Source organism: Nostoc sp., assembly GCF_036919675.1.
Classification (GTDB): Bacteria; Cyanobacteriota; Cyanobacteriia; order Cyanobacteriales; family Nostocaceae; genus Nostoc.
Window position 1 is genome coordinate 34,838 of record NZ_JBALCP010000096.1, and the last position, 21,812, is coordinate 56,649.

General features: G+C 41.9%; 15 protein-coding genes and 3 pseudogenes. 14 read left to right on the forward strand and 4 right to left on the reverse strand.

Features of this window, described 5'->3' with window-relative positions; genetic code table 11:
* The first annotated feature begins 1,048 nt into the window (after nt 1-1,048).
* From V7K49_RS20075 to V7K49_RS20085, 3 genes are read left to right on the forward strand one after another with little or no spacing between them, the layout of a single operon-like run.
* Nucleotides 1,049-2,674, forward strand: a complete 1,626-nt coding sequence (locus V7K49_RS20075; protein ID WP_335207070.1) for an FAD-binding protein — start codon at nt 1,049-1,051, stop codon at nt 2,672-2,674.
* Nucleotides 2,671-3,000 carry a ferredoxin family protein gene (locus tag V7K49_RS20080; protein ID WP_335075487.1) on the forward strand — a complete coding sequence of 110 codons (330 nt, stop codon included), beginning with the start codon at nt 2,671-2,673 and terminating at the stop codon, nt 2,998-3,000. Before V7K49_RS20075 ends, V7K49_RS20080 begins: the two co-directional genes overlap by 4 nt.
* A gap of 19 nt (nt 3,001-3,019) precedes the next feature.
* The gene (locus tag V7K49_RS20085; RefSeq protein ID WP_335207072.1) at nt 3,020-4,195 is read left to right on the forward strand and encodes an ABC transporter substrate-binding protein; all 1,176 of its coding nucleotides are present in this window, start codon (nt 3,020-3,022) and stop codon (nt 4,193-4,195) included.
* Here the strand turns inward: V7K49_RS20085 and V7K49_RS20090 are convergent.
* Nucleotides 4,155-4,526 (reverse strand): hypothetical protein, encoded by a 372-nt coding sequence (locus V7K49_RS20090; protein ID WP_335207073.1) that lies wholly within the window; start codon nt 4,524-4,526, stop codon nt 4,155-4,157. The genes V7K49_RS20085 and V7K49_RS20090 overlap by 41 nt on opposite strands.
* A 206-nt stretch (nt 4,527-4,732) precedes the next feature.
* Between V7K49_RS20090 and V7K49_RS20095 the strand changes: the two genes are divergently transcribed.
* From V7K49_RS20095 to V7K49_RS20125, 7 genes and pseudogenes are all read left to right on the forward strand, one after another.
* Nucleotides 4,733-6,265: an amidohydrolase family protein gene (locus V7K49_RS20095; RefSeq protein ID WP_335207075.1), complete on the forward strand. Its 1,533-nt coding sequence runs from the start codon at nt 4,733-4,735 to the stop codon at nt 6,263-6,265.
* A gap of 117 nt (nt 6,266-6,382) precedes the next feature.
* A complete protein-coding gene (locus V7K49_RS20100; RefSeq protein ID WP_335207077.1) occupies nt 6,383-7,864 on the forward strand; it encodes an amidohydrolase family protein in 1,482 nt (493 codons plus the stop codon).
* A 194-nt stretch (nt 7,865-8,058) separates the two neighbouring features.
* Nucleotides 8,059-9,240: an acyl-CoA dehydrogenase family protein gene (locus tag V7K49_RS20105; protein WP_335207078.1), complete on the forward strand. Its 1,182-nt coding sequence runs from the start codon at nt 8,059-8,061 to the stop codon at nt 9,238-9,240.
* Between the two features lie 154 nt (nt 9,241-9,394).
* Nucleotides 9,395-10,216: a class I SAM-dependent methyltransferase gene (locus V7K49_RS20110; RefSeq protein WP_334867001.1), complete on the forward strand. Its 822-nt coding sequence runs from the start codon at nt 9,395-9,397 to the stop codon at nt 10,214-10,216.
* Between the two features lie 520 nt (nt 10,217-10,736).
* Nucleotides 10,737-11,836: pseudogene (locus V7K49_RS20115) on the forward strand (aliphatic sulfonate ABC transporter substrate-binding protein).
* A gap of 1,023 nt (nt 11,837-12,859) precedes the next feature.
* Nucleotides 12,860-13,531 (forward strand): ABC transporter substrate-binding protein, encoded by a 672-nt coding sequence (locus V7K49_RS20120; RefSeq protein WP_335207080.1) that lies wholly within the window; start codon nt 12,860-12,862, stop codon nt 13,529-13,531.
* The gene (locus V7K49_RS20125) at nt 13,501-13,902 is read left to right on the forward strand and encodes a hypothetical protein (protein ID WP_335207082.1); all 402 of its coding nucleotides are present in this window, start codon (nt 13,501-13,503) and stop codon (nt 13,900-13,902) included. Before V7K49_RS20120 ends, V7K49_RS20125 begins: the two co-directional genes overlap by 31 nt.
* A gap of 22 nt (nt 13,903-13,924) precedes the next feature.
* Here the strand turns inward: V7K49_RS20125 and V7K49_RS20130 are convergent.
* Nucleotides 13,925-14,321: pseudogene (locus V7K49_RS20130) on the reverse strand (response regulator); the annotation flags it as partial.
* Nucleotides 14,322-14,398: 77 nt separating this feature from the next.
* Here V7K49_RS20130 and V7K49_RS20135 point away from each other — a divergent pair.
* Both V7K49_RS20135 and V7K49_RS20140 read left to right on the forward strand, forming a co-directional pair.
* A pseudogene (locus tag V7K49_RS20135) lies at nt 14,399-14,701 on the forward strand (hypothetical protein); the annotation flags it as partial.
* 733 nt (nt 14,702-15,434) lie between these two features.
* Entirely contained in the window at nt 15,435-17,063 is a 1,629-nt protein-coding gene (locus V7K49_RS20140) for a Na/Pi cotransporter family protein (protein WP_335207086.1), read from the forward strand.
* Between the two features lie 373 nt (nt 17,064-17,436).
* On the opposite strand, the gene V7K49_RS20145 is transcribed toward V7K49_RS20140, so the two are convergent.
* Nucleotides 17,437-19,854 carry an AAA family ATPase gene (locus V7K49_RS20145; RefSeq protein WP_335207088.1) on the reverse strand — a complete coding sequence of 806 codons (2,418 nt, stop codon included), beginning with the start codon at nt 19,852-19,854 and terminating at the stop codon, nt 17,437-17,439.
* A gap of 354 nt (nt 19,855-20,208) precedes the next feature.
* On the opposite strand from V7K49_RS20145, the gene V7K49_RS20150 reads away from it, so the two are divergent.
* Together V7K49_RS20150 and V7K49_RS20155 are read left to right on the forward strand one after the other, a co-directional pair.
* Nucleotides 20,209-20,454 carry a hypothetical protein gene (locus V7K49_RS20150; RefSeq protein WP_334867014.1) on the forward strand — a complete coding sequence of 82 codons (246 nt, stop codon included), beginning with the start codon at nt 20,209-20,211 and terminating at the stop codon, nt 20,452-20,454.
* The gene (locus V7K49_RS20155; protein ID WP_334867016.1) at nt 20,390-20,719 is read left to right on the forward strand and encodes a Uma2 family endonuclease; all 330 of its coding nucleotides are present in this window, start codon (nt 20,390-20,392) and stop codon (nt 20,717-20,719) included. Before V7K49_RS20150 ends, V7K49_RS20155 begins: the two co-directional genes overlap by 65 nt.
* 34 nt (nt 20,720-20,753) lie before the next feature.
* Here the strand turns inward: V7K49_RS20155 and V7K49_RS20160 are convergent, their stop codons facing one another.
* Entirely contained in the window at nt 20,754-21,791 is a 1,038-nt protein-coding gene (locus tag V7K49_RS20160) for a PDDEXK nuclease domain-containing protein (RefSeq protein WP_334867017.1), read from the reverse strand.
* Nucleotides 21,792-21,812: the final 21 nt, after the last annotated feature.

Below are 21,812 nucleotides of genomic sequence, written 5' to 3' on the forward strand. Positions count from 1 at the left end.
ATCAACTAAATTCCGCTGCTCAATCTTTTTCGGTAGCGACAAGACCTTGTGCAATAGCGAACATCTGTATATATAATTCTTGGAATTTCTTCAGTTTCCAAGTAGGGGTATACATCTGTACGCTCTTAGAGCCAATTCATTTATTGCAAAGATTTAGCGCTGTTTCACCGCTACACATTTACTTTCAAAAAAGTAATTTTCACAAAAGACTTCTGGCAAAAACTTTTGACATATCATCCAATTCAGCTATGGGACTAGTACCGCAAGGCGGAAGTCAAAAGTCAAAAGTCAAAAGGATTACAGAATAAGCTCTTTAGGGTTTTTAAATGGTTGCTCTATTTACGCCGTGTTGTTACTAGTAGCTAAATAACTAAAAATCCAGTCGGCTGTAACCAACTGTAAGTGTTAGTTCTGGGCATTTTTTAACTTTCAGTCTTTTACAAACTTTTGCCAAATGGTTATTCCCAGAAACCAGATATTTCCGATTCCCTCTTTGCCAATGCACCTCACCAATTTTTTACCCTCGCCAAGGAAGGCTAGGGTTTTGGAATTTATAATTAGACACTAAACAGCTTATTAGCTATTTTCACTCTTGCTCGGACTCTGAAAAACATTAGTAAATGTCTTGAGCCGGAATAGGATTCCTTGCTCTTGTTTGGAAAAATTTATCAAACAACGGTAAATCTATCGAATTTAAGTATTTTTGTACTAGTATTGGATAGTTTCACAAAACACTGTAAAAAGCAAGTCTCTTGGGAGAGATAACAAAATTTATTTTACATAACTTTACGTTTGAATTTGTTTGCTAAAAAACTTGCTTTTTGTCGAAAACTGTGAAAAGCTTTGTTATATTATAAACTACGGTTTATCTATCAAGATAAAGTATTTAAATTAATGCCAATCTGGTGGCAACCTGTCTTAAGGAGCCACAATTTAAGGCTACTAGTAAGCCCTAGAGTAGATAGATAAACAGATTCCTGAATATTTTGCAGCATCGATGGGGTGAAGACTTGATGCTTAAGACTTTATCGATGGGGGGAAATTGTAAATGCTGAAGACGTTAACAACCGATTTTGAACTCGACTTAGAAGCAGATGTACTTGTGATTGGAGGTGGGCCAGCTGGAACTTGGGCGGCATGGAGTGCTGCATCAAGTGGAGCTAGAGTTGTCCTCGTAGACAAAGGATATTGTGGTACGACTGGATGCGCCGCTGCATCTGGTAATGGTGTGTGGTATGTGCCACCCGATCCAGAAGCACGGGAAACAGCAAAGGCAAGTCGGGAATCGTTGGGTGGGTTTTTATCCGATCGCAACTGGATGGATCGAGTCCTGAATCAGACCTATATAAACGTCAATCAGTTAGCAGAGTGGGGTTATCCCTTTCCCACCGACGACGAAGGCAAACCCTATCGGCGATCGCTGCAAGGCCCAGAATATATGCGGCTGATGCGGCGACAAATTCAACGGGCAGGAGTAAGAATTTTAGATAACAGCCCCGCCTTAGAACTACTGGTAGATGACGATGGTGCTGTTGGTGGTGCAACGGGTGTAAACCGTCAAACTGGTAGTAAATGGGTAGTGCGATCGCAGTCCACGATCATTGCTACAGGCGGCTGTGCGTTTCTCAGTAAAGCGTTAGGATGCAACGTCCTGACAGGGGATGGTTACTTAATGGCGGCTGAAGCAGGTGCTGAGATGTCGGGTATGGAATTTTCCAATGCTTACGGCATCTCTGCCGCTTTTTCTTCAGTTACCAAAACCCTGTTTTATAATTGGGCAACCTTCACCTACGAAGACGGCACTGTGATTCCGGGGGCAAGTTCTCATAGACGTTCAGTAATTGCCCAGACATTGCTGCAACAGCCAGTTTACGCGATCATAGACAAAGCGGCTGAATCGATGCGCTCATCTATGCGTTTAGCACAGCCCAACTTCTTTTTACCCTTTGACCGTGCAGGCATTGATCCATTTAGCCAACGTTTCCCTGTGACTCTGCGTTTAGAGGGAACTGTGCGCGGTACAGGAGGAATTCGGATTGTAAATGATAGTTGTGCCAGTTCTGTACGGGGACTCTATGCGGCTGGAGATGCCGCCACACGCGAACTGATTTGTGGCGGATTCACTGGCGGTGGTAGTCACAACGCTGCTTGGGCAATATCTTCTGGCTATTGGTCTGGGAAATCTGCTGCTGAATATACCCGCAGTTTGGGAGAACAGAAAACTCAACGCCGAGTTCAGGGTGTTGGAGAGGTAGTATTACAGAGTGGGAGCGATCGCTCTCAAACCTTGGCAACTAATGAAATTATTCAAGCAGTCCAAGCTGAAGTGTTTCCCTACGAAAAGAACTATTTCCGTACAGAACAAGGCTTAACCGAGTCTTTGGGTAGGCTAAATCATCTTTGGCAAGAACTCCGCAGTAGCCAGGTAACATCAGATAAAGAACTAATCCGGGCGCGAGAAGCTGCGGCGATGGTAGCCACAGCCCGATGGATGTACAGCAGTGCCATTGAACGTAAAGAAACTCGTGGTATGCACAGACATCTAGACTATCCAGAACAAGATCCTAACCAGCAACATTACCTGATTAGTGGCGGATTAGATCAAGTCTGGGTGAAGGTTCAGCCTTTAGAGAGTACAGAAAAGTTGCCATCCAAAATAGGAGCATTAGTGTGATTGAGTTGGTCAGCGAGTCGCGGTGCATAAATTGTAATATCTGCGTAAATATTTGCCCGACCAACGTGTTTGACCGTGTACCTGATGCACCGCCAACCATTGCTAGACAGAGTGACTGCCAAACCTGTTATATGTGCGAATTGTATTGTCCAGTTGATGCTCTTTATGTTGCACCAGAAAGCGACATGCAGACTTCAGTCAACGAGGCAGAATTGGCAGAAGTTGGGCTACTGGGTAGTTACCGTGAAAACGTTGGTTGGGGACATAAACGGACTTCAACAGCAAAAGTCGATCAAACATTCCAAATTTTGAAGCAGATGAAATAGTACAGCGGAGAAAAGAGTCATGCTGTCCTTCAAAGCAGGAACAGGTTCTATCGGTAAAAATATAGCCATTTTCAATTTGGTGAGATACAGGTATGCAGACAGACCTAGCCCCTTTGGGGAAGTCAAAAGTCAAAAGTCAAAAGTCAAAATTGTACTTCACGCAATCGAGAACCGCTATAAACTTTCTTCAAAATTATCAACCTCATTAACTTGTGTCTTACTGCTACTAACTACAGCATGTAGCCAAGGTGAAACTAAATCTGCTCAATCCCTTGAGGCGATTAATACCAATAGTGCTGTAGCTGCATCTAACAACATTTCTACCCTACGAATAGGTTATGTAGGTAGTGTAGAACCTACAGGGCCACTTGGTTGGGCAAAGAAAAAGGGAATATTAGATCGTGAGCTACAAAAATTAGGGTTTAAAAACATTACTTTTGCGCGATTTCCTAACGGGCCGGATCTAAATGAGGCGCTTGTCGCAGGTCAACTAGATGTCGGTTCTTTAGGCGATACACCAGCCATAGTTCTAAGAGCGAGGGGTGTTGAAACCCGACTGCTGCGGATCACCCAATTTAATACAACCGCCTGGTTAGTGGCGAAAAAGAATGGGCCGCGATCGCTTGCTGAACTTAAGGGTCAAAAAATAGCTACCCAAAAAGGCTCTTATATGCATCGATACCTGCTGGGTCTGTTAGCTGAAGCTAAAATTGCCAAAGATGTAAAAGTTGTCCACTTGATGACTACTGAGGCAAAAGCGGCTTTAGAACGTGGTGATGTCGCAGCTTATGCAACCTCAAGTGATCTGGGGCCTTTTCTGAAATCACAAGGGTTTCCAGTGATTGATTCTTCAGCGAATCATCAGGGTCTTTCAGGAACATCATTAGTTGTAGCGACTGAAAGCTTTCTGGCTAAACAGCCTGATTTTTCTCAGAAGTTTAACGCAATTCTCACAGAAGCAACCAAGGATTTAAAAGCCAATTCTGAAGAATATTATCAGTACCACGCCCAGATTACCAAATATCCCATCGATATCATCAAAGTATCGTTCCCACTCCAACAGGTGTCAGAAGAACCATTACCAGCCGAGGGTGTGAAACTTTTAGAAGGCACTAAGAATTTTTTAGTTTCGCAGGGTTTAGCAAAATCGAACTTTAAATTAACAGATTGGGTTGTGAACAAACAACAGCGTTAATTTTATCTGCCATTCTAAATGCCGTAGGGGAAGCAGAGGAGGCAGGAATCAATAACTTTTCTGAGCAAGAAAAATAGATTTTTGTAATTAAGTTTTTCAAAAGTGTAACTTCCAGGCTCAAAGGCTCAACTTCCAGGCTCAAAGGCTCAACTTTCAAGCTCAAAGGCTCAACTTCCAAGCTCAAAGGCTCAACTTCCAAGCTCAAAGGCTCAACCTCCAAGCTCAAAGGCTCAACCTCCAAGCTCAAAGGCTCAACCTCCAAGCTCAAAGGCTCAACCTCCAAGCTCAAAGGCTCAACTTCCAAGCTCAAAGGCTCAACTTCCAGGTTCAAAGCCTTCCTACTTCCAGGTTCAAAGCCTTCCTACTTCCCTCGTGACCAATAATTCCTTGATGTACAGAGCAAGTAGATTTATCTGTCAAATCAATCCAAAATCCAAAATCTAAAATCGTTCGACTGAGCGTTCGCGTAGCGTCTCGGAGAGAAGCCGAAGTCCAAAATTGTTTGACCAATCCATTTAAAAATTCAGGTAAAATGCTATGACTATTGCACTAGACCGTCCACAAAAAACCAAGTCTGCTCAAATTCGGGAAAAACTGGGTTATCCGATTATTGACACCGATGTACATACCCAAGAGTTTCCCCCAGCATTCTTGGACTATTTAGAGCAAGTTGCTGGAACTGCGATGCCTACGGCGGGCTACGCCTACGCACAACGTTTTCAAGAACACTTACCTGGTGCATCTCGCTCTAAATGGTTTAAGCAATCTTGGGATGAACGCCGCGCTAACCGCACTGCCCGCACTCCCTTCTGGACTCGTCCCACCAATGATCCCCTAAATTTAGCTACCGTTAGTTTGCCGAAGTTGTTACACGAACGCTTACAAGAAGCTGGTACAGACTTTGCCGTTGTGTACCCCAACTTGGCAACTATAGCACCGCACATCGGTAATGAAGAAATGCGGCGGGCTGTTTGCCGTGCAGCTAACACTTACCACGCTGATATTTTCCGTCCTTATAGCGATCGCTTAACACCCATTGCTTCCATCCCAATGAATACGCCCGAAGAGGCGATCGAAGAGTTGGAATATGCGGTGAAAGTGCTGGGACTCAAAGCAATTCAAATCCCTGGACATATCCGCCGCCCGATTCCCGCCTTTGAGAAGTATGGCGAAGAAGTAGCCAACGAAGCCATTTGGATTGACACCTTTGGCTTGGATAGCAAATATGATTACGATCCCTTCTGGGCGAAGTGCGTAGAACTGAAAGTTGTACCCACCACCCACTCTTCCGGTATGGGCTGGATAAATCGGCGTTCGACTAGCAATTACCAATACAACCATATTGGTCACTTTGCATCGGCTGCGGAAGCACTATGTAAATCTCTGTTCTTTAGTGGTGTAACTCACCGCTTCCCCACACTCAAGTTTGCCTTTTTAGAAGGAGGTGCAGCTTGGGGTGCTAGTTTGTACACTGATTTGATTTGGCACTGGGATACCCGCAATAAAGATCATTTGCTGGAAAATAACAATCCTGCCAATGTTAACTATGAAGAACTACTAGAATTGTATACCCGCTATGGTGATGAATTAATACACGGTCGTTTAGATCAGCTAGGTAGCGGTCTAGGTTTCCACGCTGACTTAATATCTCCCCTAGAGCCAGGTGATTTGGATGAATTCGCCGTAGCAGGAGTTACAAAGCCAGAGGATATCCGCGATCGCTTCTTGAATCATTTCTACTTCGGTACAGAATCAGATGATACCCGTGTAGCCCAAGCCTTTAACCGCAAAGCTAATCCTTATGGCGATGCCTGCGGCGGGCAAAGCCAACGCGTTAAAGCATTTTTGGGTTCTGATTCTGGTCACTGGGACGTACCTGATATTACTGCGATCGCAGCTAATACTTATTCAATGGTAGAACGCAAGATTATCACTGAAGAAGATTTGCAGTATTTCTTGTCAATTCATCCATTGGAGTTATACACCAGCCTGAATCGTGACTTCTTCAAAGGTACGGCTGTTGAGAAAACAGCAGATGAATTTTTGGCTGGCAAAGGGAGTAGGGGCTAGGCAATACGGTTCGGTTTAAGAGACGCGATAAATCGCCGTCTCTACAAAGGATTGATTCTTCGGCGATTTATGGCGTCTTTGCCAATGCCTATAAACATTTGATGAGGGTAAACTATCATGACGATCGCTCTAGACCGCCCACAAAAAACCAGGTCTGCTCAAATTCGGGAAAAACTTGGTTATCCGATCATTGACACTGATGTACATACCCAGGAATTTGAACCAGCAGTTTTGGATTATTTAGAGCAAGTTGGTGGAACTGCGCTTGTAGAGCGTTTCAAAGAGAATTTACCAGGATCTTCCCGCTTTAAGTGGTATAAACAAACTTGGGAAGAACGTTTTGCTTATCGCAGCAATCGCCCTAACTGGTGGGGTCGTCCCACAAAAAATACTTTGAATTTGGCAACCATTAGCTTGCCCAAGTTGCTGCATGAGCGCTTACAAGAAGCAGGTACAGACTTTGCCGTTGTCTACCCCAACTTGGCAACAATGGCCCCGAATATCGGTAACGAAGAAATGCGGCGGGCTGTTTGTCGGGCAGTTAACCACTACCATGCTGACATTTTCCGCCCTTATAGCGATCGCCTAACACCGATTGCCGCGATTCCACTTCACACTCCCGAAGAAGGGATTGAAGAGTTGGAATATGCAGTGAATGTTCTGGGACTTAAAGCGATTCAAATCCCCGGTTACGTCCGTCGTCCAATTCCTGCCTTTGAAAAATACGGCAAAGAAGTGGCTAACGAAGTGGTTTGGATTGATAACTTTGGTTTAGACAGCCAGTATGATTACGATCCCTTCTGGGCTAAGTGCGTAGAACTGAAGGTTGTACCCACAACTCACGCTTCTAGCCAAGGTTGGACAACTCAGCGATCTGTTACCAACGCCCAGTACAATCACATTAATCACTTTGCCTTTGCAGCAGAAGCATTATGCAAATCGCTGTTCTTTGGTGGAGTTACCCGCCGCTTCCCGCAATTAAAGTTTGCCTTCTTAGAAGGTGGTTCAGCTTGGGGTGCTAGTCTATACGCTGATATTATTTGGCACTGGGAAACCCGCAACAAACAACATTTGTTGTCAAATAACAATCCTGCGATTATCGATAAGGAAGCATTAGTAGAGTTGTACACCCGCTACGGTGGCGAACTTGTAGATGGACGCTTAGATCAAATTGGTGATGGTTTAGGATTCCACCATCAACTATTGGCTCCAGAAAATCCAGGCGAACTTGATGAATTTGAACTAGCAGGAATTGATCAGCCAGAAGATGTGCGCGATCGCTTCTTGAATCATTTCTACTTCGGTACGGAATCAGACGATACCCGTGTATCCCAAGCTTTTAATCGTGCTGCTAATCCCTTTGGCGATCGCGTTAAAGCCTTCTTGGGTTCTGATTCTGGTCACTGGGATGTGCCTGATATCACCGCCGTTACTGCCAACGCCTACTCAATGGCAGAACAGGAAATCATTACCGAAGAAGACCTTCGCTACTTCCTCTCAATCCATCCTTTGGAGTTGTACACCAGTCTCAATCAAGACTTCTTCAAAGGTACAGGTGTTGAGAAAGCCGCAAACGAATATCTAGCGACTAAGGGTTAGGGACTAGGGATTAGGGACTGAATTCTTCCCAATACTTCGACGCCGCTCAGTACAAGTGCCCAATCTTTACAACGTTCCATGTTCCATTTCCTCTGGTCACTTGTAGGGTGGGTCGTTGCCCACTCTACATTTCTCCTAAAATTCTGCATTTGATTGCTGCCTACTGCTAAAACAATACCAAGGATGATTTGATTATGGTGCTAGATATTACAAAACCAAAAGATTACATTGACCTAGCAACTTCTCTATCCAAGGAACTTGCTCAATCCGCAGTTGAACGGGATGCTAAAGCCGGAGTTCTAGAAGAGGAAATTAATAGACTGCGTGAGAGTGGCCTGCTACCACTGATTGTGCCTAAGCAATATGGTGGAATTGGTGCAACTTGGATTGATGCCTTAAAAATTGTCAGAAAACTGTCAAAAGCTGATGGTTCAATTGGTCAGTTGTATGGTAATCATCTGAATTTGACGGCTTTAGGTCACGTTTTGGGCACACCCTCCCAAAAGGAAAAATATTATAGAGAAACTGCTAAAAATAACTTATTTTGGGCAAACGCCATTAATACGCGGGATACTAGGCTAAAAATTAACCCAGAAGGCGATAATTTTCGGGTTAATGGTGTTAAAAGCTTTGGTACGGGTATTTCCGTTGCAGATTTCCGGGTATTCTCCGCTTTGGAAGATGGTGTAGAATTGCCCTTCATATTCATAATTCCCAAAGACAGGGAAGGGTTAGTTTCCAATCAAGATTGGGACAATATTGGGCAACGTCGCACTGATAGCGGTAGTTATACATTTAACAATGTCCTAGTAGAGAAAGATGAGATTTTGGGGCCAGCCAATCCTCCTGATAGTGCCTTCTCAACTTTTCTTGGTATTATTGCCCAGCTAACAAAAACCAACGTTTATCTGGGAGTTACTAAAGGAGCCTTCGCCGCTGCTCATGAGTACACTAAAACTACTACTAAACCGTGGATTACATCAGGGGTAGATAGTGCTACTCAAGACCCATATATACTGCATCATTACGGTGATTTTTGGATTGAAATCCAAGCTGCGATCGCTCTAGCCGACCAAGCAGCCGAAAAGGTGCAAGCAGCATGGGACAAAGATGCAGAACTCACTCATCAAGAGAGGGGAGAAGTAGCCATCGCAGTTTCCGCAGCCAAGGCATTAGCTACCCGTGTAGGTATAGATATTACCAACCGCGTCTTTGAAGTTACCGGAACTCGTGCCACTGCAACCAAATATGGATTTGACCGTTATTGGCGGGATTTACGAACCTTTACTCTCCACGATCCTGTGGACTACAAACTGCGAGCGATCGGCGATTGGGTACTCAACGATCAACTACCCGTAATTACGCAATATTCTTAGGGACAAGGGAAATGAGGAGGCATGAGGGAGATGAGGGGGATAAACAATGCTCAATGCCAAATATTCAAGCTGTCTACTCGCCCTCTTGTAGGGTGGGCGTTCTTTAATCTCCACCTTACTTACCTAAATCCAAAATCTAAAATCCAAAATTGATATGACTCAACTAAAAACACTTCCTACTTACGACCCAAGTTTATTTGAAGGAGCTGCTGAGGGCTACGCTCAATATAGAACTAAATACCCACCTGTTGTATTCGACAAATTAACCGAAATATTTAATCTCAATGGTCAAGGACGACTCCTTGATTTGGGTACTGGGCCAGGATTAATTTCAATTCCTCTGCGAACCAAATTTGAGGAAGTTGTGGCGATCGATCCCGATCCAGAAATGATTGCCGAAGCTAAACGGCAAGCAGCAGCAGTAGGAGCAAATAATATTACTTGGTTAGAACAAGGAGCAGAGTTAATCGACTCTAGTTTAGGAACATTTAAGTTAGCCACTATTGGTAGAGCCTTCCACTGGATGGAACGCGAATTAGTCCTTGAGAGCCTTTATAAATTGCTTACTGATGATGGTGGACTAGCACTGCTTCAGACTGGTGACAACCCTTGGGAAAGCAATCTACCTTGGAAACAAGCTGCTGTTGGAGTAGTGAAGAAATGGTTAGGTGAAGAGCGACGGACTGGACAACGAGGACAAGGCATTCGTAAGCCAGTCGATCCTCCCCATGAAGTCGTAATTGCCAATTCGGCTTTTGTTCGTCAAGAAGTCTATGAAGTGCCATTTGAAAAATCTTGGACTCTCGATAGCTATCTCGGCTACTTATACACTACAGCATTCTCTCTCAAAATTTTCTATGGCGATAATGCCCCAGCATTTGAAACGGATCTTAGAGAAGCGCTACTAGCAGTTGAGCCGTCTGGACATTTTACAGAAGAACTCAAAGCTACAATCCTAGTCGCTTGGAAGCACTAGCAAAATTGAACACGAACAAGACAGAGTTTCACTCACAAATTTCAATCTTCCACTAGCACAACATTGGAGTGGGCCTTTCTCACTCCACTTCCTAAATTTTTCCCTCCTAACTGTTAATTTTTCAATTCCTCAAGTCATTGCAGGGTGGGTTATACCCACTCTATTTACTTACTTCAGATATTACAAAAAATTATTTTTATTTATTAAAAAGTTGTCTCCGATGACGCATATGCATTATCCAAGTGAGTTTAACCAATTAAAAAAACTATTCTAGCTATTTACAATCATTTAGAGTTTGTTTGATTTACTTCTAATAGATTTGCATAAATCAATAGCAACAATATTAATAGATGTATATTAATTAAGACTGCTATTTTTTGATAGATGTTTTTTCTAAAAGAAAAATACTTAATTAATCTGATTTTCAATTAAATTAATAAACAATAGTTTTTTTGGTTATTTAACTTGCAATTAATCATAATTGTTCTGACCACTTAGAATGGAATAAATAAAATAAATCATGCCATCTTTAAAAGCAAAGTTTGAATTCAGAAAAAGCCAGAGAACAACACGTCGTTCCTTCTTGTTTACTCTGGGCTATTGCTTAATGCTATCGACGGTTCTATCGAGTTGTAGTGAAGCAAAAAATAACACTCAGCAGCTTCCCCTGAGTCAGTAGCTTCATCTAGCACTACACAGAAGTCAACTGAGAAGCAAGTAGTACGGATTGTCCGTTCAAAACAACTTACCGCTCTAGCAGTTTTAGAAAAGCAGGGTTCCTTGGAAAAGCGATTAGAGCCTCTGGGTTTTAAAGTACAGTGGCCGGAGTTTGCAGCTGGCCCACAACAGCTAGAAGCCCTGAATGCAAATGGACTGGATATCGCATCTACAGCCGAATCGCCTCCTGTATTTTCACAAGCAGCAGGAGCGCCTCTTGTTTATCTAGCTAATACACATCCTAGTGGGAAATCTATCTCACTTTTAGTTCCTGTAAACTCTCCGATTAAAAGTGTTGCCGACTTGAAAGGCAAAAAAGTGGCTTTCCAGAAAGCCTCCATTGGCCACTACCTATTAGTTAAGGCATTAGAAAATGTGGGATTGAAACTGAGCGATGTCCAATCAGTTTTTTTAGCACCGGCAGACGCAAATGCGGCATTCAGTCAGAACAAGGTGGATGCTTGGTATATTTGGGAGCCATTCGCTACCAGAAATCAACAAAATAAAATAGCTCGTGTTTTAGCAGATGGTAGTAAGTTGCGAGATACTGGCAACTTTTACTCAACCTCACGCCAATTTTATCAGGCTCATCCTGACGTTATAAAAGTGTTTCTAGAGGAGCTAGAAAAGGCAGAAATCTGGACTAAGGATCATCCCAAAGAAGTAGCACAACTGCTCGCTCCTGTAACTCAGCTAGATCCACCGACTCTAGAAATAATGCATCATAAATATGACTATGGGCTAGTACCAATTACCGAGAAAACCATTATTAAGCAACAGGAAGTTGCAGAAAAGTGGTACAGCTTAGGACTTATCCCCAAGAAGGTGAATGTTAGAGACGGGTTTTTGACACCTGAAGAGTATGCCAAAATTACTCCCTCAGAAGTGCTAGCGAATAAGTAGTTATCCCCAAGAAGAAACTAAAACACAGAGCTACCTTGCATTACCGTCAAGCATTCGAGCCGAATGAGCGACAGGTATTGAAGCGGGTTAGCCTTACAGGTAGTCGTCCCTTTTAGTCTCTATATCTGAAGTAGAGATGCAATAAATTGCGTCTCTACAAAACTAGAATGATAGTTGAAAATTATCCTCGATTATTCATAAATTAGACAGCATAAGAACTCTATTTATTCAGTAAAAATATTTAATTAACTTACACTAAATAATATACTTAGTTTTTTATAAAAATTTTATTATGAAGTAGATAAACTATATTGTTTGTTATGGAAAATAAAGTGTTTGCAAACACTTTGTTTAAATTATAACCTAGTTATAATTTAGACGAAAACTAATAAAAAATGCTCAGGTATTGATGTTCAGCAAGCACTACTCACACCTAAAGAATATGCAGCTATCACTCCACCAACACTTATAAGTGAAAAATAGATACTAATCAGATATGAAGTCTAGGGACTGGGGACTAGGAAAGAGTTTTGCAATACCCAATCTTGAATCCTTTTAAATGCTTCATGCTAAACAAGCCTAATTGACAAAAAACAACTTTTTCTAAACTTCAAAAGTTTATTGTTGAATGAATGTGAATCATTTTATAAATAGCTAAAAACATCGCTATTTTTTTTAAAATAATTAGAATACCAAGTTACTAAACCCAAAAAGAGATTGTTGAAAGTAGTGTCATCTCAAGTTTTAATACTAAATTGGTGTTCTAAAAGTTTGACAGAATAACTTCCAATTATCTTACTTGCCGAAAGAAAGTAAGACCTACAACGTTAAATTTTTTCAAGCCAACTAAAATACCAATTTACTAAACCCAAGAAGATATTTTTGGAAGTAGTGTCATCTCAATTTTTAATACTAAATTGGTGTTCTAGGAGGTTGATAGAATAACTTCCAATTATCTTACTTGCTGTAAAAAAGTAAGACTTACAACTTAAAAGCTAAAACTTACGAGGAAAATCGCAACTCATGAACAAGCTATTTCAACCACAACGCCGCACGGTTTTAAAGCGTATTGTCCAATATTCAGCACTGGGACTGTTTGCTTTATTATCTCCCTCTCTGGGTAGCCTAGTGCAAAGCAGCCAAGCGCAAACAAACGAATTTAATGCCAAAGTAATTAACTTGGCCTATCAAAGTTCTGGTGATATTGTCAAAGCCAGAAAAGTTGTTGAGCCACGTTTCAAAGCATTGGGTGTAACCGTGAATTGGGTTGGGCCATTCGCAGCAGGGCCGCAATTGATAGAAGCGCTGAATGCAGGTAAGGTGGATATCGGTAATGTCGGAGAGACACCTCCAATATTTTCCCAAGCCGCAAGCGCAGCCATCCCAGAAGTTGTCTATATTGCTGGACGCACACCCACCGATGGTACAAACCAAGGTATTGTGGTGAAAGCTAATTCTCCCATTAAGAAAGTAGCGGATCTTAAAGGTAAGAAAATTGCTTTTCAAGTAGGGTCGAATGCACAGTATTTACTAGCAAAAGCTTTGCAAGAGGTAGGGTTAAAAATTAGCGATATTCAAATCGTTGCTTCGACTCCATCTGGAGCGCGCGACGCCTTTATTCAAGACAAGGCTGACGCCTGGGTGGGTGGCGATCCCCTTTTAGTGTGGAAAATACTACCCAGATTCGGATTCTGAGAAATGCAGCAAGAATTAACACTCTAGGCGGATTTTATATTGGCAGGCGTCAATTTGTCACCCAAAATCCGGGATTGGTGCGAGTGTTTTTAGAGGAAGCACAGAAGGTAGGAGAATTTGCTGAAAAAAACCCAACCGTAATTGCCAACGATTTAGCTCCTGAACTGAAATTAAATGTATCAATTGTAGAAAAGGTGGTACGCCGTAGTCGTTATAGATTGAGAAGAATCACACCTGCTATCATTGCCCAACAGCAGAGTGTTGCTGATTTTTATTTTGAACAAAAAGCCATCCCCCGTAAGATAGATATTAAACAAGCGATTCTTCCTACTCTACAATATCAAGCCTTCACACCTGAGAATATCAAGTAACGGTAAACAGGTAGAGACAGGTTTATTCAGCTATTAAGTTGGCGATCGCTTCTACTAACTCGGCTGGCTCTATTGGTTTGGCAAGATGCTTGTCAAATCCGGCTCCTAGTAACTACTTGGCGTTAATTTCTCCAGCATAGGCAGTAAGTGCGATCGCCCGAAATTTGCCCTCCCTGCTCTGGTGACAGTGTTCTCAACTCTCGCATAAACATACATCCATCGACTTCTGGCATCCCAATGTCGCTTAAAAGTATATCTGGCAAGGATTGGGTTAAAGCGGCTAGGGCTTCATTTGCTGATGCCACTGCTGTCACATTTGCTCCATACTGCTCTAGCAAGAAGGCAATAAATTCTCGCGTATCTACATCATCATCCACTACTAAAATTTTCACCCCATTCAAATTTGCGGATGGCTCTGAGTCGCTACATTTATAATTCAGCCATACTAATTTATAATTCTTACTTCGTAAGTAATACACACAAAAAATAAAAATGATTACAGGCTTCTAAGCAGAACCCGGAGTTTTTACCGCGATCGTTTGACTTGGAAGAGATGCGGAAAGATGTGCAGTTATTTGAAGCCTTGTATCCATTATTTCTGTCGTTGACACAATTGCCAGATTTGCTAGATGATACCGCCTTGGCAGTGGGCAGCGAAGCGTATGCAGCTGCATTGCAAGTATATAACTATGCTAAAGTCAGTGGTCAGGGGACAGGTTTAGATACGATGGTTGAAGAAATGGGGCAACGGTTTACCCGTAAAAATTGGAAAGTCAAGTCTCAACAGGTAGTGCCGTAGAAAATAGCTCACCAATTGCACTGTTGAAGTGCAAGTTTAAAGCTCAAAGTTTGAACGTTCGAGCAAAAAGGTCCCAGTTCCGAGTTCAGAAGCTCAACGTTCGAGTAATACCAATTTAAAAAAAGAATGCGACAAATAGACCATTTGTAGAGACGCGATTCATCGCGTCTTCACCCAAGGATATGTTGCAATCATTAATTGAATTGGTATAAAAAGGTCAAAGTTCCGAGTTCAAAGGTTAAAAATTTGAATTTTGAGAGCGATGTCTACGACGGGCTACGCCTACGCAAAAGTATTTATCCCGAAAAATCATCTCTGAAGGGGCATCATTAAGGGTTATAGGACTAGCCCTTTCAAGGTGACTCGTAAAATCTCTTGTTTTTTCTCAGCGCTCACCCAGGTTCAGATGCCTGCGGCGGGCTGCGCCAACAGCAGAAGCCGCCGCTCCGAGTTCTCTCTGTGCCTCTGCGGTTTAAAAGTAATTTATCTAACCACTCCAGACGCAGAGAACACAGAGGTAAGAAGTTAAAAAGGGATTGATTGACCAATATTTTTACCCATCTTGAAAAGACTTATCCTATTTCATTAGAATTCTATATTTTGGGTATTTATTAAATACACCGTACCATGTTTATTTAACCTGATTTTAACTTGATTCCTAAATTACTATTAAAATACGCTAAGTCTATTGATTCTAAGTATTTTTTAAAACCTTAGTAAGGTAAGTGTGCTGATGCTCAAGACTCACGACCCTACACAAATCCTGATATTGTTAATTGGGGGTTCCACGCTGCTTCTCTATGGTGTAAAACAAGTTACCGATGCAATGGAGCGAGCATTGGATTCACGTCTGCGGTTTGCCATGATCACGCTGGCGAAGCGTCCAATGGCAGCTTTTGTGTCAGGTATGATCGTAACCCTGCTAACCCAAAGCTCCACAGCAACTGCCTCAGTGATGGTGGGACTAGTCAGCGCCCAATTGGTGCCATTAGCAACCGCAGTGATCATGCTACAGGGAGCTGCGGTTGGCTCTACATTGGTAGTACAATTACTGGCTTTCCACATCACTGACTATGCACAAGAGTTCCTGGGTTTAGCGGCGGCATTTGCTTTATTGACCCGACGCAAGGCTCTGCGGGATCTTGGGCGTGGCGTATTCAGTTTTGGATTGGTGTTGCAGGGTTTGGCGATGATTGACGCCAGTTGTGTCCCCATTGCCGATAGTTCGATTACGAATGACATTATGCAGGTACTCTCCCAGTCTCCCCTGGTGTTGATCCTACTGGGGGTGCTGCTGGCAGCAGTGTTTGTCTCCAGCATCGCGGCGATTGGAATCGTAATGGTGCTGGCTGGGGCACATGCCTTCCCACTGGATGCGGCTCTGGCAGTAACACTGGGTGCCAATATCGGCACAACACTCATGCCGTTACTCACTGCATTGAACCGAGGCAGCGTCGTTGCCCGCCGACTAGGATTCATTTATGTTGGCACGAGGCTGGCTGGGGGAGCATTGGCGTTGGCATTGCTGAATCCCTTGGCGGTGTTATTGACTCGTCTGTTGCCCAATCCATCAACACAAGTAGCATTGGCACACCTGGGATTCAACTTGATCCTGGCGATCGTTTTTGTACCACTAGCAAATTCACTTGCAGACTTCGCTACCAGACTGCTACCAGAACCTGAAGCAGAAAAGAAACTGAGTGCCCGCTATCTTGATCCCAATGCATTGACATTACCTGCCGTCGCACTCGGTCAAGCAATGCGCGAAATTCTGCGGATGGCGGATTTGGCAACAGAGATGCTACAGCTTAGTATTCAGGCGTTTGAAGATGGGGTGAAAGATTTGCCTAAACAGATTGGGGCACTTGATAACCAGCTTGACGATCTGGAAACTGCTATCAAGCATTACCTAATTCAACTCGATAATGAATTACTGACGGAGGAACAGTCGCAACGGGAGTTGACATTGCTTCATATCAGTACAGAATTAGAGGCAATTGGCGACATCATCGACCGACAACTCATGCGATTAGCTCGACGCAAACGACGCAAACAAATTGCTTTTTCTCAGCAAGAGTGGAACGACATTGTTGCTTACCACGGTGATGTGCTGGCACTGCTGCAAAAAACACTGACAGGGCTGGCTGCACAAGATCCAACGATCGCAGGTGAAGTTTTGACGCAGCGGCAGTCGCTCAACCAAATTAAGCGGGAAATTTATCTAAGGCATCACCAGCATCTCAGTTCAGGAGATTCTGTGAGTCTTAATGCCAGCTCCATTCATTTGGAGATGATTAATGCGATGAGTCGTATTCTCTCCCACACCTGTAGCATTGCCCGTGTTATTCAGGGAGAGTTGTAATATTGTTGACAGGTTTGAGCAGAAGAAGCGATCGCCTTCTAACCCCCATCATCCAACCTCAAACCCTCAAGTTTCAACTTCAGAAGCTCAACATTCGAGCAAAAAGGTCGGAGTTCCGAGTTCAAAGGCTCAATCTTCGAGCAAAAAGGTCGAAGTTTCGAGTTCAGAGGCTCAACCTTCGAGCAAAAAGGTCGGAGTTGCGAGTTCAAAGGCTCAACCTTCGAGTTCTAAGCTTCATTTTTTGAGTTCAGAACTCGAATGTTGAAGTGTTGAGGACAAAGTTTTTAGTTTTGAATTTCAACAATCAAGTTCAAAACTTAATTATTGGTGTTTTGAAGACCTAATGTTAAGATTTGATAGAGTAAATTTAATTTTATAACCAAGTATTACGAAGAGTTTCCCTTAGAATTTTTTGACTTTGGTAAGAATTAGATTGTGGAAGAGAGATATATATTTTATCTTGTTCAAGGCAATATTCAACAAACCATTTTGTAATGGCACGCCAATCCTGGAAGGTTAATTTTCCAGTATTTATAATAAGATTTCTGATTTCTTCGATATACTGTTGACTACTAACAGGAGTCATCAAAGCCATTTCACTCATATAAACCCCTTCCTTATCATCAATCACAAATTCATAGTGAATACGTCCACAATGAGTTATCTTTACTCGCTGTGACTCATAAATATGAATGTCAGTTGGATCATAGGGTTCAATGAGACGGTAGTCGAGAAGAGCTTTAAGATGATCCTTAACTATAGTACGACTTACAGTAGTAGGTTCAAAATAATTCAAAATATCTTCAGCCGGAAGATATTTTTTCTCTGAATCTGAATGTTCAGAATATACATCCATGAGGAGGCGAAGTATTGATAGCCTAATAAGTGGACTTGTAATATTATTAGGGTTAACCTCAAAAAGATTTAGGATAAAACTACTATCTTGTTGATTGAAGTGATTATAATCTCCAAACAACAGCGCTTTTTTAATATTTATACGTTGTGGACGAAATCTCTGTTCAATAGCATAAGCTTTAACCAATTCGCCAATATCTATGATAGGAGAGGTAATCACTCTCTGAACTATTTGGAGACTCCTTCTAATATCAAAGTTAGAAAGCCATCCAACTATACGACTGATATAATCCTCATTTATAAATATATCCTCTACAGAAAAAGCAAACGCCGTTATGTTAGGAATTGACAACCTAATTCCCTTGTCTGTAAAATAATTTCCATTAAGTTCTGCATTTCCTTTAGCTTTTTCTTTAATGAAATTAACACGTTTAGCAATAACTTCTTTAGTTGAGGGTACTGGAAGATAGAAGCCTCGATGCTCATAAGATTGTAATGGACCAGACTTAGAAAGCTGCCAAATTGTTCGATCAGTTATTGGACATATAATAAATGAAAAACATTCTCTATAAATAGATTGTGCATACTGAAAGACAGACTCTTGAAAAGTTTGTGGGAAATGATCGGTATTGTCAAATACTATACATGGCATTAGCCTTCTTGCATGAGCAGCATTTTCGATTAGTCTCCTCACATATTTTTGAGGTTGATTCAATGCGATGTCAGCCATCCACTCTCCAAATTTCTGCTTGAATGTAATTTTATCTTTTTCATATAAATACTTATACTCTCCATTACTCCATCGTCTATATTCTTGAAAGAAAACTCCCTGAAGTTCATCGTATGTAGGATATCCATCCTTAAATAAATTTTTCTCTAGCTCAATTTTTAGTTTGTCGGTTAACCAATTGGCAATGGTAACTTGATTACCATCTGAATTAGCAAGATCAACACGAAGAGTTAAACAATTTTCACGTAACTGCTTGTCTAAAACTAAGCGAAAGAAACGATCAATAAAAGTAGATTTTCCTGCACCTTTGTTACCTATTATTAAAATAAAATCGCCCCTTTGGGACTCTACAGATACGCGAATCTGATCCTCTAGCTCAGTTCCTCTGTCCGAATTAACGATGTCAATTTGGTTGAGCAAATTCCGTGTTATCTTTTCAAGACTCTCATCTGCTGCACGGCTTTCTTTTGATTCCACAAAGCATTTTGCTAGCATGTCAGGATCATCTTCACCTGACATGCTACTGAAGAAACTTCGGTAGATATTCTCTAAATCCCTTAAAAGTCCAGATTTTGAGAGTAAACGTCTTTCAGAAATTTCAATAACTGACTCCAAAACTTCACTATGATTAATCTGTAAGCCTTCTGACTGATGTACATGCACTTGATATAAGTTAGTTAACACTCCTTCTTGTGAGAAGAGATCGTAGAAGACTGCAAAGTTTTTCTGAATAGCCTCAAGACTGGGAAATACTGCTGCTTTACCTTCTTTAGGTGGCACTCCATCAGTTCGGACAGCCCAGAAACCAATCCACTGCAAACCAGTTGTTAATGCAGAAAACAGAACAGCAGTATCTGTGCAATAGCGTTTTGCTTGTTCCAAACCATCAGTTGCAGACTGAAGTGCTGGACCATTGACTTTATACCAAGCCATGCGCGGTTGATGAGTGTCAATTAATAACCTGGAAGTTCGTTTTGCTTCTACAACAAGTCTGTTGCGATTCCCAGCAGTCAGCAGATAGTCAACATAGCCAGAATCTGTATGAGGTTCTGTTCTAATGCCTGATCTATCCCATCCCAGAACCTCTACAAGTATACGATCAATGACTTGGAAACGTGCATCTTGCTCAGTGTCAAGTGGCACGTTTTCATCCATTAACTCTACGTAAATTTGATCAAATTTTTCTTTTGCTTGATCGATATTCATGAGTAGGCAATTTCTGACAGAAGTTAAAGAAATAAGTACTTATGAACTATAAATATATCTGTAAGTATAGTTCATCACACGGTATCTCAACCTTGCAAAAAAGTCTACTTTTGAAACGAAACTTTGTAAAACAAATCGTTCAAATTTCTACACAAATTGTATTTAGGTTGAGCGATCGCCTGACAATCCCCATCATCTAACTTCAGACCCTCAAGTTTTCCTTAGCCCACGTTCGCGTAGCGTTCCGCAGGAAAGGTGGGCTTTGTTTGTATAGCCGCGAATTCCATTCGCCCTGGCTAGAAGTTTAGAATTTGAGTTACAAGGGATATAGCTTACTGGCAGAAGGGTTAGGCAATGAATGAAACTCAGACCCAGTTACCGACAGATACATGGATTTGTGCTTCTTGGCAGGAGTATGAGCAAGCGATCGCTAACTTGCTCAACGAGAAGGCAAAGAGTTACTACTATAAGGGGCACATGAGGCTGGAGATGGCACCAGTTAGTTTTGATCATGGTAAAGACCATGTTGTAATTATTGGCATATTACCTCAGAGAACGCGCCCAAGATATCCCAGCAGGTACAGGAATTGTCAACCTTGATTGTTATCCTGCACCGGATTTGGTGATTGAGATTGCTAAAACATCTCTACTGGATGATTTAGGTACAAAGCGATCGCTCTATGAAGAGTTGGGTGTTACTGAATACTGGGTAGTCGATGTGCAAAATGTCCAAATCATCGCCTATGCGATCGCAGAGCAGGGTAGTAAACGTATTCAGGAATCACAGGTATTTCCTGGGATCGCTATTTTAGAGGAGGCTTTACGCCGTAGCCGTGAAATCAATCAATCTCAAGTTGGAGCTTAGTTATTGAGCCAGTTTCAACAAAAGGAGGCTTGAGCTACATTTTTTCTTCTATAGACTTCCTAGCTTCTTCTATCTGTGCAGCCAGCTTTTCTTCATCAGGTAATTTTAGTTGATATTCTCTGGCTAAAATATTGGGTAAGTTGTCTAATGCATAGTGTGCAACAGCTTCATCTTTTTCACTGCACAATATCAAACCAACAGGAGGATTTTCTCCAGGGAATGTCCAATGTTCTCTAGCATAATTCACATAAAAGTTCATTTGTCCAGTATCGGCAGGTGTAAGTTTACCCAGCTTCAAATCAATTACTATCAGACATTTCAACACCCGATGAAAAAATAATAAATCAATCCTGTACCATTCATCGCCAACGCGCAAACGTTTCTGACGACCTACAAAAGCAAATTCACTGCCCAATTCTAATAGAAAGTATTCTAGCTTATCGATTAATGCTTGTTCTAAATCACTTTCTGAATATTCATCTTTCAATCCTAAAAATTCTAATACGAATGAATCTTTAAGTTCTTGTTCTGGGGTCAGGATATCTTCTGCCTGCTTTTCTTCACCTTTCTTCAGCAACGCAGTTTTATTTTGTGACAGGGCTACTCGTTCATAAAATTTACTTTCTATCTGTCTTTTTAGTTGTCTTTCGCTCCAACCACCCCGTAGTGCTTCCGTTTCATAAAATTCTCTAGATTTTAAGTCGTGAACTGAAAGAAGACGAACATAATGCGACCAAGGCAAAGGAAATTCTTGAGCTAAAGTAGATAAATTCAATTGCCCAGACAGTGTCTGGGCAATTTGCCATTCTAGATAAAAACGCCGCATCTGTTCTAGATTAGTTTTTGAAAAACCTTTACCAAATCTGGCTGTTAAATCTTCTGAAAGCTTTGTTATGACTGCTGCTCCATATTCGGCTCGTTTCTCTCCACCCTGCTCAAGTTCTACAATCTGTCGTCCAATTTCCCAGTAAGTAGCTGTCATGATTGCATTGACTGAACGGGCCGCTGCACGACGAGATGATTCGAGAAGTTTGATTAAATCAGTTAAAGTATTTTCGTAGCCGTTAATCACGATGTTTTTCTCAGTTGCAGT